This is a genomic window from Ruegeria sp. BB1 (assembly GCF_056539465.1).
On the sequence record NZ_JBQFVB010000002.1, the window covers coordinates 167175 to 180548 of the forward strand.

Consider the following 13374-nt stretch of genomic DNA (forward strand, 5'->3'; position numbering starts at 1 on the left):
GTCTGACGCATGAAATCGATTAAAGGCGTCGCCGTTGCCGCCATGCTGATTGCCATCGCCGCTGGTCTGTTGCTGTATTGGCGCCATGAGGAAAGGTACCCCACGACCAAAGACGCCTATGTCGGTGCTAATATCATCAACGTGGCGGCGCAGGTAACCGGGAAGGTTGCTGAGGTGCCGATCAATGACAATCAGCCAATCAAGGCAGGGGACCTACTGTTCACCATCGACGATACGCAATTCAAGGCAACCGTCGATCAGGCGCAGGCCGATCTGGACAGAGCCATACAGCAGGTTCAAACGTTTTCGACCCAGATCGCAGCGGCCAAGGCAGCGGTCGATTCAGCTCAGTCCGCCTTCAACACGGCCAACAACAATTTTGAACGCAACAAGGCGCTTTTTGCGGATGGAGATGTGGCGCAGGTCACATTGGACCAGGCAACGACAGAATTCGCGCAGGCCTCGGCCAGACTGACCGCCAGCCAGTCCGGCCTGTTGCCCTGCAAAGCGGTGTGGCCGCAAAGCAAGATGACGTTCTGTCTGCCCGCGCACAGCTTGAGATCGCACAGGCGGATCTGGGATGGACCAAGGTTTATGCAGCGGCGGATGGTTGGATTGCTAACCTGACCTTACGGCCAGGTTCAGCGGTGGCCGCCAATGCGCCGCAGTTTTCGATTGTAGAGTCGTCACAGTGGTGGGTGGATGCGAATTTCAAGGAAACCGCTCTGCCGCGCATTCGCCCGGGCCAACCGGTTACGGTTCAGATCGACATGCTGCCGGGTGTGACGCTGACGGGCAAGGTCGCCTCGATCGGGCGCGGCTCGGGGGATACTTTCTCGCTTTTGCCGTCCGAGAATGCCAGCGGCAATTGGGTCAAGGTCACCCGCCGCTTTGCGGTGCGCGTTGAACTTGATCCGACCGATGTGCCCCTACGTGTGGGTGGCAGCAGCAAAGTGACTGTGGATACGACCGTCGATCAGGCAGAAAAATGACGGGATCGGCGGCCAGCCGCGTCAATCCGGTGATTGTGATCGCCGTTGTTCTCAGCGCTATACTCGAGGTGTTGGACAGCACCATCGTCAATGTTGCACTGCCACATATTCAGGCCGCTTTCGGGGCCACAACCGATCAGGCAACGTGGATATTGACCAGCTATATCGTCTCGGCTGTCGTGGTCATGCCGCTGACGGGGTTTGTTTCCCGCCGGGTCGGACGGCGACGGCTGATCCTGACCGCCATCACGGGCTTTACCGCTATGTCCGTCATGTGCGGCCTCTCGTGGAGCCTTGAGACAATCGTCTTCTTCCGACTGGCGCAGGGCATGTTCGGTGCGTTCCTAATCCCGTTGTCGCAGTCCATCCTGTTTGATGCCTATCCCCGCGAAAAACGCGGGCAGGCGATGGCTGTTTTTGGTCTGGGCGTCGTGGTTGCCCCCGTCTTGGGGCCGACAGTCGGGGCCATCCTGACCGAGTATTTCTCGTGGCGAATGGTGTTTTTCGTAAACCTGCCGGTGGCGGCCATGGCCCTGCTGTTGCTGGCCGGAGAGCTGCCGGATGATGAAACCGAAGAGGTCAAGATCGACTGGATCGGTTTGGCCTTGCTGGCCATCGGCATTGGGTGCCTGCAATACATACTGGATCAGGGGGAAACCAAGGATTGGTTGACCTCTCGTGTGATACAGGTGGCGCTGATCGCGTCGGTTCTGGGCGCGTTGGGGTTTGTTGTTCATGCGCTCAGCTCGAAGCGCCCCGTCGTTGATCTACGCCTTTTCGCGGACCGGAATTTTGCCCTGTGCAATCTGGTCATCGCAGGGTTTGCGATCTCGCTGTTCGGAGGCATCGCGATCCTGCCAACTTTTGTGCAGAACCTGCTGGACTATCCGGTCATCGCCTCAGGCCATTTGTTCATTCCGCGGGGTATTACGGCGGGTCTGTCCATGGTGGTTACTGGCGCTGTACTGGTGCATCGTTTTGATCCGCGTATTCTGGCCGGGCTGGGCATGGCGTTGACGGCGGTAAGCAACTTCATGATGGGCGCGCTGAATATGAATGCGGGGTTTTGGGAGCTGGCCTGGCCAGGTGCCGTCAGCGGTCTGGGTATGGGGTTGGTCTTTGTGCCCATGTCGATTCTGGCGTTCGAGAGTATTTCAAAAACCCGGCAGGACGAAGCGTCTGGATTGTTCAACGTGACCCGTCAGTTGGGGTCGTCGGTTGGAATTTCGCTTGTTGGGACATGGGTGGTGCGCGGGTTGCAGACGAATACCGCTGTGCTTGGCCAGAATGTGACCCCTTACAACCCGGCTGCGCAGGCTTATCTGCAACCGCTTGGCCTGACGCCCGACAGTGCGCAAGGCGCTGCCATACTGGGGCAAGCGATCAGCCAGCAGGCTGAACTGATTTCATATCTGACCGTTTTCAATAACCTGGGTTTGCTGGCCCTGGCGACGATTCCTTTGCTGTTTTTCTGCCGCGCTCCTAAGCCAGGCACACAGTCTGCTGTTCCCGCGCACTAGTGTGTCAGGAACAATCCCAGCAACAAGGCAAGCCAACACAAGATCAGGCTAAGTAGAATATTCCCCGCCGCCAGCGCAATCGTGCGTTGCCGCCGCAACTCCAGCGACTGATAAGCAAAGCTTGAGAAAGTGGTGAACCCGCCGCAGAACCCGAAGACCAGCCGTTTTTCTTCTTCGCCCAAATCGACTGGCCCACCCAGGAAACCGATCCACAGACCAAGAAGCAGGCTGCCCAGAACATTTACAATCAGTGTTGCAAACGGCAGGTCGTGGCGAACCCGCAGGGCGACCCAATGGCGCAGCACTGCGCCCAGACCGCCGCCCAGCCCGAACATGGCGTGCAGGTACAGCTCAGTCATTTTGCTGGCCTCTGCCCTAGGAGACGCCGTCCGATAGCCTCACCCAGAACGGCTGCCGCGAGGCCAACCGCTATTTCCAGACCAGCAGCCGAAATAGCGCCCCAAAGATGCGTTGCCGCCATACGCTCCAGCTCAGCCACAAATGAGGAAAACGTAGACAGACCACCGCAAAACCCGACGGCGCCTAGATGCAATACATGCGCATGCACGCGATACCGCACTGCATAAAGCCAACCGAGTATGAAACAGGCCACAATATTGATCCCAAACGTGGCCGTCAGAATCGGAGCGCCGGGGATCTGGGCCGAGAGCGCCTCGCGCAGCAACGACCCCGCAGCGCCCCCTACGAAAACGGCAGCAAACGTGATGGCCGTGGTCCGGACGGCGGGTCGGGTCTGTGTCACGGCCTGGATTCCTGCCCAATTTCACCTTTGTTTTGGCATACCTATTGGGGCAAGGGGGATCAACAGTGGCTCTGTATTCTGCCTGTTTTGTAATCTAACCTGATCGCGTGACGTTTGGTTCAAACGCTTGCAATCAAAAGCCGAATTGATCCACGCTTGCCATTAGCCGGTTTGGCAACACCTTGGGAGAGCGCAAAATGATTGTACGTCAACTCTATTACTTCCTCAGCTACGTGTGTTTGCCGCTGACTGTGTTGTGGGGGCTGTACTGGCCACCGGCGCATTGGTTACTGGTCCTGCTGATCCCCTACGCAGTGGTTGGCCTGTATGACATGCTGACCACAAAGCATAACGTTTTGAACAATTATCCGGTTCTGGGGCATTTCCGGTACATGCTGGAATTTGTCAGCCCGGAAATCCGCCAATACTTTGTTGAGACCAACGAAAGCGGGCGCCCCTATAACCGTATCATCCGCAGCCTGGTCTATTCCCGCGCCAAGGGGCAGATGGATACACAGGCTTTTGGCACACAATTCGACATCATGACCGTAGGGTATCACCGGGCCAACCATTCACTTGCACCCAAAGAGGTGGCCGAAAGTGAGGAACGGGTCATGCTGGGCGGACCCCAGTGTACCAAACCCTATAATGCCTCGCGTCTGAACGTATCCGCCATGAGTTTCGGCGCACTCAGCGCCAATGCGATCCGGGCGTTAAATGGCGGTGCCAAGGATGGGGGGTTTGCGCATAACACGGGTGAGGGTGGGTTGTCTCCGCACCATCTGGCCGAGGGCGGTGATATCATCTGGCAGATCGGTACGGGCTATTTTGGATGCCGTACGCTCGAAGGTACGTTCGATAAGGATAAATTCGCTGAAAAAGCCCAAAAAGATGTGGTCAAAGCGATTGAAATCAAACTGTCGCAGGGCGCGAAACCATCCCATGGCGGGGTTCTGCCTGCGGCCAAGGTGGATAAGGAAATCGCCGAAATCCGCCACGTACCCGAGCATCAGGACGTCATATCTCCTCCCATCCATTCGGCTTTTGAAGGTCCGACGGGTTTGATGCATTTCGTTCAGCACCTGCGTGAATTGTCAGGCGGAAAACCCGTCGGTTTCAAGCTGTGCATTGGACGTCCTTCCGAGTTTATGGCGATCTGCAAGGCGATGTTGGAATCTGGAATTTTGCCCGACTTTATTACCATTGACGGTGCCGAGGGGGGCACCGGGGCGGCTCCGGTTGAATTCACCAACCGCCTCGGCGTGCCCCTGAACGAGGCGTTGATCTTTGTTAACAACTGCCTGCGTGGCGCTGGTTTGCGCGACAAGATGCGGATCATCTGCTCGGGCAAGGTGGCCACGGGCTATGACATGGTCGAGAAATTTGCGCTTGGGGCTGATATGTGCAACGCGGCGCGGGCGATGATGTTTGCGGTCGGCTGCATACAGGCGTTGCATTGCAATACGAACCGCTGCCCTTCGGGTGTCGCCACACAAGACCCGGTCCGGGGACGGGCAGTGAACGTGCCGCAAAAACGCGTTCGGGTGCAGCGCTTTCATGACGCCACGCTGGAAAGCTTTCGAGAGCTTTTGGGTGCTATGGGTAAAGAAAAAGTCTCTGACCTGCATCCAAGCGATATCCGCTGTCGCAACGCGGATGAACACGAGCGATCCTATGCCGAAATGTACACTTTTATTGATGAAGGCGCCTTGCTGACCGATACGCCCCCCGAAGCCTTTGCTGCGGATTGGAAAATGGCATCGGCAAGTCATTTTTAATTTTTTTCGACCCGCCGCCAAGGATTGACCTTTCTGGTCCGTCTTACTCATCGTGATGCGTATGACAACTTCGGATGAGGATCTGGCCAAAGCTGCCGCGAAGGGGGACGCGGATGCGTTCGCTGCCCTTCTTGCGCGCCATTACGACCGGATTTTTCGTCTGGCTTTTCGGTTGAGTGGGCGCGGTGATCAGGCCGAAGATTTGACACAGGATATCTGCGCCGCCTTACCAACCAAGATTGTTGGGTTTCGGGCGCAGGCCAAATTCACCACTTGGCTGTATCGTGTTGTCGTCAACGCCGCCGAAGATGCGCGCCGTCGGCAAGCCAGTCACAGCCGTGCTGCGGTCGGGTGGGGCGATGTTGAGCAGATGCGCCGGGCCGAAGCGGCGGAGACCGCCGAAGCGGTCGATTGGTTGCAACGGTCCATGCGCGCCTTACCGCAAGAATTGCAGGACACTTTGGCCCTGACGCTTGAGGAAGAGATGACCCATTCCCAGGCTGCTGATGTGCTGGGCGTATCTGAAGGCACAGTGTCTTGGCGCATGTCGGATATCCGCAAACGCCTGCGGGCCTTGCGGCAAGAGGAGCTGGCTCAATGACAGACGATCTTGAAGATTTCAAAACCTTGATGAATGCCGCCACCCCCGCGCCGGATGCGCAGCGTCGGGTGGAAAATCTACAGCAGGCGCAGAAAAGTTTCGCCCGCGCCCAAGGATTGCAGTCTGGCGCGCGTCCGACTGTCAAGCGAGGCCCAATAGCCCGCCTGACAGAAGGAGCGAAGTCCATGTTGAATGTCTTGACGCATCGCGGCGCATTGACCGCGACAACCGCAATTGCTGCTGTGGCCTTGGTGGCGATTCTACCGCAGACGCGGGATTATGTTCTGGAGCCGAATTCGAGAATCGAGAGTCGATCCACGACGTCGCAGGCTCCCCATTCGGTTACTGAGCTCGAAGCGGATTCTTTAGAGGAAACAGCTGCAGCTCCGCTGGAAAAGCCGGTTGTAGATGTCCCTGTGGTGGTCTCACGGACAGCGAAACGGCAGGAAGGGTTTACTGCCGAAAGCGATGGTTCAGTTTTGTTTGAGATTGCACCTAATACCGCTGAGCCATTTCTTGGAGGTAGAGTACTAGGTGCCATCGGTGATAATCAAAACACCGAGACCTTCTCCAACACTGCCACCAACCCTCTAAAGGTGACAGCCGAAGATCCCGTTTCGACTTTCTCGATTGATGTCGACACGGCCTCGTATTCGATTGTCCGGTCGTCGCTGATGCGTGGTCAGTTGCCGCCGAAAGATGCGGTGCGGGTTGAAGAGATGGTGAATTATTTCCCCTACAGCTATCTCGCGCCCGAAAGTGATGTGCCGTTCCGGCCTTCGATTTCGGTGACCCCAACACCCTGGAACGAAGGCACGCAGCTGGTCCATATCGGCATTCAGGGTGCGCTTCCGCAAATCGAAGATCGCCCACCGCTGAACCTAGTGTTTCTGATCGACACGTCGGGTTCGATGCAAAACACCGACAAACTGCCGCTGCTGAAACAATCTTTCCGCCTGATGCTATCGGAATTGCGGCCCGAAGATCAGGTGTCAATCGTCACTTACGCGGGCGGCGCCGGGCAAGTGCTGGAGCCGACGGCGGCGTCGGAACGGTCCAAAATCCTAAACGCGCTGGACCAATTGGAGGCCGGGGGTTCGACCGCCGGGCAGGCCGGGTTGCAGCAGGCCTATCAGGTGGCGGAAAGCATGGTTGAGGATGGCGAGGTTACCCGCGTTATCCTGGCCACGGATGGTGATTTCAATGTTGGCCTGTCGGACCCGGACGCTTTGAAAGATTTCATAGCCCAAAAACGCGACAGCGGCACGTTTCTAAGCGTTCTGGGCTTTGGTCGGGGAAATCTGGACGATGCGACCATGCAGGCGCTGGCGCAGAATGGGAACGGGCAGGCGGCCTATATCGATACATTAAGCGAGGCACGCAAGGTTCTGGTCGATCAGCTGACCGGCGTGCTGTTTCCGATTGCCAATGACGTCAAAATACAGGTCGAATTCAACCCGGCGCAGATCGCCGAATACCGTCTGATCGGGTATGAAACCCGTGCTTTGCAGCGCGAAGATTTCGCGAACGATAAGGTGGACGCGGGCGATATCGGGGCCGGTCATACGGTGACTGCGATTTACGAAGTGACACCTGTGGGCTCGGACGCCATCCGAAATGGTCCCTTGCGCTATGCGGAACAAGCGGTGTCCGAGGGGTCGGACGAGATCGGATTTTTCAAACTGCGGTACAAAACTCCAGGGGCTGCGGAAAGCCAATTGATCCAGCATCCAATCCTGCCGGGGCAAGGGGCCGTGACCGAAGAGGTGGAATTCTCATACGCCATTGCGGGCTTTGGCCAGTTGTTGCGCGGCGGAGAATATTTGGGCTCGTGGTCCTATGCGGATGCGATTGCGCTTGCAAATGAGGCAAAGGGTGAGGACCCGTTCGGGTATCGTGCCGAAGCCATCACATTGATGCGTTTGGCCCAGACATTGTCTCAATGAAACCGGTATGCGGGCGCTGAAACCTAAGAGCGCCCGTTTACCTACCCTAAAATCGATCAGAATTATTCGCGGCGTGGGTGTTGATCTTGCGCACACTCCATTCCACCGCATCCCGCATGGTCTTGCCCAACGCATCATCGAACGCTCGGACCAGATCAGGAGTTTTATCGCTGGCGGCGACCACATATTCCCGGAAGGAATCTGACGCGATGATCTTGTCTTCGAACTCGTCGATGATCTTGATGTTCATTCGAACTTCGACCCGTACAGTTGACGATCCGTCGTCCTCAGCGATCACAAGGCCCTGAAATTCCCGCAAGTCCGGAACGATGACGTAGTCCGCGCGCAATCCAACGGTCGAACGACCAACGGCAGCCACCTTGCCGCTGTTTTCATAGCTTTCCACCAGCAGCGCCTGAACGATCAGCGGCGCGCGGTCCACCCAACGCGCCCGTGGCAGATACTGGACCTGCAACGGGGTGGGTTGAATAGCAATCTGATCGGTGTTGACGGCTGCGGTGGCCGTTGGTTCCTGCACCACGACCTGTTTTTGAATGCGCGGCAACGAAGACGAAAACGTGCTTTTTGGTGTCAACAAGTACAAATCATTAGGCTTTGATGCCTGCCTGAGCGTTCCCAGCCCCGCGCATCCCCCCAGAGACACCAGGGCGAGAACCACAAGTAAATGCCTAATCATTGGCGAAACTCCGATGCTTGGGTTCCAAGAAGGAAACGCGCGGGATCACGTTCGACCTTATCCACCAGACGATCCAGGCTGATGACCAGTCGTTGCGATTCTTCGATGAAGCGGGTGAACTGCGGCAGACCGACCCGCAGGAAATCGGACAGCTGACGGCGGTTGTCCTGGACGATACCGTCGATGGTGCCCAGCAGTTCCGAGGCTGATTTCGATGCGCTCAGGATATCGGCGGATATGTCGTCTAGACGTTGGGTGACGTTCTTCACAGTCGCGGATACCTCATTTGCGGCTGTACGGATGTCGTTCATTACAGTGCCGACGTCTTCGGTTATGACTTTGTTGGCCGAGTCAAAGGCACGTTCTGCCGAGGTCAGCGTGCCTTTTGCCGTGTCCATCGCACCCGTGATTGACCCCAGCGTTTTATTTGCATTCAAGAATGTCTCGGTGATAGTCGCCAGCGAGACTTCGGCCTCGCTCGTCAGACCGTTCAGGTTCTCGGCCAGGTTTGTGGCGCGTTCGATGAAGGGACGGATATCTTCCTGAATTATGCGATCCGCTGTTTCGATTGTGACCTTGGCGCTGTCGAGAGTTGCGGTTGCCGAGTCCGATGCGGTTTTCACGCTTTTCAGCGTATCCGTGCCGGTTGTCAGGGTCGTTTCGGCGGTGTCGGCCAACTGATCCAGTCGATCTGTGAAATCGCCAAGCTTTTTGGCGGCGCCCCCAAGGTCCGTCGACAGGTTTTCGAAATCCGAAAGCGTCTTTTCCAACTTGCCTGAAGCGGAAGCCAAATTGTCGAGAATGTCGCTGACGTATTTGCGGTTCTTGTCATCGACTACGGCATTGAGGTTTTCCAGCAGGGTAACGGCCTCGTCCAGCACCTTCGGGGCGCCCTCAAACAACGATTGAATGGCGCTGCGCTTGCTTTTAATCACACTGTCTTGTGGCAGTTTTGTGCCGCTGGCGGACCCGCCGGTCAGTTCCACGTAACTAACGCCCGTGACACCCAGTGATTGCAACTGCGCAATTGTGTCTTCGGTTACGGGGATGTCTGCGTCGACCTCAAGCCTGACCCGTACCTTGGACGGGTCGTCCTCGTCCAGATTCAGCGAAATAACCTGACCGACCGGCAGACCATTGTAGCTGACGCCGCCTGCCGCAGACAGGCCAGATACGTTGTCGAACAGTACATCATAATAGGCGTATTGCCGCGACACCTCGAATTTCGCCAACCATAGGAAAAAGCCGAATGCGCCAAGGATACCCGCAAGGGTGAAGGCGCCGATCAGGATATAATTCGCTCGGGTTTCCATGGCCTCTACCTGTCCTGCCCCTTCTTTTGCGCCGCGCGCGCCCGGGGGCCGGTGAAGTATTCCTGCACCCAAGGATGGTCGACTTTGGTCATTTCTTCAATCCGTCCTTCAACCAGAACGCGTTTTTCGGCCAGCACTGCGACACGATCGCAAATGGCATAGAGGCTATCGAGATCATGCGTAACCATAAACACGGTCAGCCCCAGCGCGTGTTGCAACTCGCCGATCAACTCGTCATAAGCCGCCGCCCCGATCGGGTCCAACCCCGCAGTGGGTTCGTCCAGAAACACGATCTCGGGGTCCAGTGCCAGTGCGCGGGCCAAGGCTGCGCGTTTGCGCATACCCCCGGACAGTTCTGACGGAAACTTGCCGCAGCTCAGTTGTGGCAGACCTACAAGGCTGATCTTCAGGCTGCCAAGGGCACACATCAGCTTTTCACTTAACCCGGTGTGTTCGCGCAGCGGGGCCATGACGTTCTGCAAAACTGTCAGAGACGAAAACAGCGCGCCATCCTGAAAGGCCACGCCCCAATGCCGTTCGATGCGGCGACGTTCCTGTTCGGGCCCGTTCAGGACGTCGACACCCAATACTTCGATGCTGCCTGCGGCGGGTCTGTTCAACCCAACAATCGTGCGCAACAGCACCGACTTGCCGGTGCCCGATCCGCCAACGATGCCCAATACTTCACCGCGCCAGACGTCCAGGTTAAGGTTCTGATGCACCACCTGCGTTCCAAACTGGTTGGTCAGATTGCGCACGCGGATCACTGCCTCGCGCTGAGCGCCGGTTTCCGAGGTCTTTTCAAGCACGCTCCCGTCCATGTCAGACCTCCAACACCGAGAAGAAGATCGAAAACAGCGCGTCCAGTGCAATTACCATAAAGATCGACTGCACAACGGAGGCTGTTGTTCTTTGGCCGACGCTCTGGGCCGATCCCTTCACCTGCATTGCCTGCCAACAGGCGATAACGCCGATGACCACGGCAAAAAACGGGGCTTTGATCATGCCGATGGCAAAATGCCAGATGCCGGTGCTTTCCTTCAGCCGCGTCACGAACATGCCGGGGCTGATGCCAAGATCAATCCAGCTCATCAAACCCCCACCGATCAGGGCGGCCATATCCGCAATGAAACCCAGGATCGGCAACATGATCAACAAAGCGACGACGCGCGGGATCACCAGCACTTCGATCGGGTCAAGGCCCAGCGTGCGCATGGCGTCGATCTCTTCCTGCACTTTCATCGATCCGATTGACGCGGTGAAAGCCGACCCGGACCGGCCCGCAACAATAATGGCTGTCAGCAGGATGCCCAGCTCGCGCAGTACCGAGATCGAGATCAGTTCGACCACGAAAATCTCGGCTCCGAATTGTTTCAGCTGAGTGGCCCCCTGAAAGGCCAGCACAACGCCGATCAAAAACCCCATCAGGGCAACAATCGGGATGGCCCTAAAACCCGTTTCCTCCATCTGGGATACCAGCGCTGCCTGTCGCAGCCGCCATGGCATAATTATGGTGCGGGCTAACCGATGCAGAGTCAGGCCCAGAAAGCCCAGCATCGAAAGGGTGTCTTCCCAGGCCCCCGCCGTGCGTTGACCAACGCTGGCGACCCAATCAACAAAACTGCGGTGTTCCGCTTCGATGCCGGAATCGTCAGGTATGTTCTTGGCTACAGTGTCCAACAGGGCGGACTGAGCCGGGCTTAACCCTTCGAACCGAACCTCGGCGCCTACGGCCCTGTTTCGCCGGGCCAAATCGGCAACCAGCCATGCGCCACCCGTATCCAGCGCCTCAACCTGAGACAGATCAAACGTGACGTTGCCACCCTGGGGTTGAGTTGAGGCGAAAGCCTGTTCTACTGACGCCAGAGATTTGGTGAGCATTTCACCCGAAATACGCAGGCAGACGCCGTCGGCGTCATGTTCCGAATGTATCATGGGCTGCGTCATGGTCGTATGTGATGTGAAACCACGTTGTGCTGCAACGGATTTTTACGCTGTGACCAGATTTGCCGCCATACCATAGTAGGGGTGTGACAATTTGGGTCCGCCTGACGCTAGCCATGTGCGCCATCCCCTTAAATGACTGTTTTTTTTGTACGTGATACGAAAAAAAGCGTGCTCAAATATCAGAGCGATGAACGGCTTGCCGCGACCACGGAACCAAGTCACAGTCTGCAGCGGAAACGCCTCGTTGGAATCAAGGTAAGTGTCATGAAGCACGCGGGAAATGTCCTGTTCATCATTATTGATCAGTTGCGGGCAGATTGCCTGAACGGTGCCCTTGCGGATCACGTCGATCTGCCGAACATGCGGGCGTTTATGGATGAGGCCGTGACATTTGACCGCCACTTTTCGGTCACCAATCCTTGCGGGCCTTCGCGGGCCTCGATCCTGACTGGGCAGTATGCGATGAATCACCGCTCGGTCCGCAATGGCACACCGCTGCGGCACGACACACCCAATATCGCGACCGAGATGCGTAAGGCCGGTTACCTGCCCATGCTGTTCGGCTATACCGATACCTCGGCCGATCCGCGTGTGCATGACGCAGGTGACCCAGTTCTGAAATCCTATGAGAACCCGATGGCCGGGTTTGATGAAATCGTCGAGATGCGGTTGGAGGAATCCTACCCGTGGCGATCCCACCTGATGCAGAAAGGATACCGCTTTGAAGATTACTGGGACGTTCACAAACCGGTGTCACCGACCGGAGATGCACCGCGCCTGAATGATCCGGCCCTGTACCGGGCCGAAGACAGCGACACGGCCTTTTTGACCGACACATTCCTGAACAGTCTTGCCCCGCTCAAGGGCCAGAACTGGTTTGCCCATTTGACCTATATCCGACCACACCCACCGCTGGTTGCCCCCGCGCCGTACAATGACATGTACGATCCGGCGTCATTGCCGCTGCCTGCGGGTTGCTCTGAAGCAGCTGAGGAACGGGCGATGCATCCCTTCTTTGGCCCGACGATGGACAAGCAGACGGCGGCGGATTTCGTATTGGGTTTCGATCACGTTGACCCCACGGTTGAGAATATCCAGACGCTGCGCTCGGTCTATCTGGGGCTGGCAACCGAAGTGGATCATCATGTTGGTCGCGTTATCCAGTACCTGAAGGACAGCGGGCAATACGACGATACGCTGCTGGTGATCACCGCCGATCACGGCGAGATGCTGGGTGATAGGCACAGCTGGGGCAAGATGACAGTCTATGACGCGGCCTATCATACGCCGCTGATGATACGGGTGCCGGGTAATGAATCTCAGGCGGGCAAGGTAATGTCTGCGCCAACCGAGTCGGTAGATATAGCCCCGACGATCCTTGAATGGGTTGGTCAGACGGTTCCGAATGCGATGGATGGCCGGTCCTTGTTGCCGCTTTTGCGTGGCGAAGTACCTGAGGATTGGCGCAGCTATTCTTTTAGCGAGCTTGATTTCTCGGAACCCGAAAACCCTACGTTGTGGCAACAGCAATTGGGCACGGGCAACAGCGACTCGTGTTTGGGCATTCTGCGCGACGACCGATTCACTTTGGTCGAATTTGCTGCTGATTTGCCGCCGTTGCTTTTCGATCACGACGGCAAGGGCGAGCTGGAGGATGTTGCAAGCAACCCCGATCATGCGGTGGACCTGGCGCGTTTGGGGCGGCAAATGTTGCGGCATCGGATGCGAAACATGGACCATACGCTGTCGCTGCATTCTATCACGCCGGATGGGGCAAAGTCCAAACCGCGGTACTGATCCAATCTGTCCTATACACC

The 13374-nt window shown here is 57.0% G+C and carries 13 protein-coding genes; 7 read left to right on the forward strand and 6 right to left on the reverse strand.

Annotation, left to right across the window (positions count from 1 at the left end):
- Positions 1–9 precede the first annotated feature (9 nt).
- The 3 genes from ACR0AL_RS08565 to ACR0AL_RS08575 are packed head-to-tail and all read left to right on the forward strand — an operon-like array spanning position 10 to position 2512.
- Entirely contained in the window at positions 10–627 is a 618-nt protein-coding gene (locus tag ACR0AL_RS08565) for an HlyD family secretion protein (RefSeq protein ID WP_480662665.1), read from the forward strand.
- 20 nt (positions 628–647) lie between these two features.
- The gene (locus ACR0AL_RS08570; protein WP_480662667.1) at positions 648–992 is read left to right on the forward strand and encodes a hypothetical protein; all 345 of its coding nucleotides are present in this window, start codon (positions 648–650) and stop codon (positions 990–992) included.
- Positions 989–2512, forward strand: coding sequence for a DHA2 family efflux MFS transporter permease subunit (locus ACR0AL_RS08575; RefSeq protein ID WP_170349991.1), 1524 nt, complete (start codon positions 989–991; stop codon positions 2510–2512). The genes ACR0AL_RS08570 and ACR0AL_RS08575 overlap by 4 nt, the downstream gene beginning before the upstream one ends.
- Here the strand turns inward: ACR0AL_RS08575 and ACR0AL_RS08580 are convergent.
- Complete coding sequence (locus ACR0AL_RS08580) at positions 2509–2871, reverse strand: fluoride efflux transporter FluC (protein ID WP_170349992.1); 363 nt, start codon at positions 2869–2871, stop codon at positions 2509–2511. The two genes, ACR0AL_RS08575 and ACR0AL_RS08580, sit on opposite strands and share 4 nt — an antisense overlap.
- Positions 2868–3275 (reverse strand): CrcB family protein, encoded by a 408-nt coding sequence (locus ACR0AL_RS08585; protein WP_368040139.1) that lies wholly within the window; start codon positions 3273–3275, stop codon positions 2868–2870. Before ACR0AL_RS08585 ends, ACR0AL_RS08580 begins: the two co-directional genes overlap by 4 nt.
- 197 nt (positions 3276–3472) lie before the next feature.
- Between ACR0AL_RS08585 and ACR0AL_RS08590 the strand changes: the two genes are divergently transcribed.
- From ACR0AL_RS08590 to ACR0AL_RS08600, 3 genes are all read left to right on the forward strand, one after another.
- Positions 3473–5053: an FMN-binding glutamate synthase family protein gene (locus ACR0AL_RS08590; RefSeq protein WP_480647368.1), complete on the forward strand. Its 1581-nt coding sequence runs from the start codon at positions 3473–3475 to the stop codon at positions 5051–5053.
- Positions 5054–5114: 61 nt separating this feature from the next.
- A complete protein-coding gene (locus ACR0AL_RS08595) occupies positions 5115–5654 on the forward strand; it encodes an RNA polymerase sigma factor (RefSeq protein ID WP_480647370.1) in 540 nt (179 codons plus the stop codon).
- On the forward strand, positions 5651–7600 hold the full coding sequence (locus ACR0AL_RS08600; RefSeq protein WP_480662669.1) for a vWA domain-containing protein: 1950 nt from the start codon (positions 5651–5653) through the stop codon (positions 7598–7600). Before ACR0AL_RS08595 ends, ACR0AL_RS08600 begins: the two co-directional genes overlap by 4 nt.
- 46 nt (positions 7601–7646) lie before the next feature.
- Here ACR0AL_RS08600 and ACR0AL_RS08605 read toward each other — a convergent pair whose 3' ends face one another.
- The 4 genes from ACR0AL_RS08605 to ACR0AL_RS08620 all read right to left on the reverse strand — a co-directional run bounded on the left by ACR0AL_RS08605 (position 7647) and on the right by ACR0AL_RS08620 (position 11545).
- Positions 7647–8198, reverse strand: a complete 552-nt coding sequence (locus ACR0AL_RS08605; RefSeq protein ID WP_254428493.1) for an ABC-type transport auxiliary lipoprotein family protein — start codon at positions 8196–8198, stop codon at positions 7647–7649.
- 95 nt (positions 8199–8293) lie between these two features.
- Entirely contained in the window at positions 8294–9610 is a 1317-nt protein-coding gene (locus ACR0AL_RS08610) for an MlaD family protein (RefSeq protein ID WP_170349997.1), read from the reverse strand.
- A gap of 5 nt (positions 9611–9615) precedes the next feature.
- Positions 9616–10431, reverse strand: a complete 816-nt coding sequence (locus ACR0AL_RS08615) for an ABC transporter ATP-binding protein (RefSeq protein WP_170349998.1) — start codon at positions 10429–10431, stop codon at positions 9616–9618.
- A gap of 1 nt (position 10432) precedes the next feature.
- Entirely contained in the window at positions 10433–11545 is a 1113-nt protein-coding gene (locus ACR0AL_RS08620; protein ID WP_480647372.1) for an ABC transporter permease, read from the reverse strand.
- A 276-nt stretch (positions 11546–11821) separates the two neighbouring features.
- Here ACR0AL_RS08620 and ACR0AL_RS08625 point away from each other — a divergent pair, with 276 nt between their 5' ends.
- Positions 11822–13354: a sulfatase-like hydrolase/transferase gene (locus tag ACR0AL_RS08625; protein WP_480647374.1), complete on the forward strand. Its 1533-nt coding sequence runs from the start codon at positions 11822–11824 to the stop codon at positions 13352–13354.
- Positions 13355–13374 lie beyond the last annotated feature (20 nt).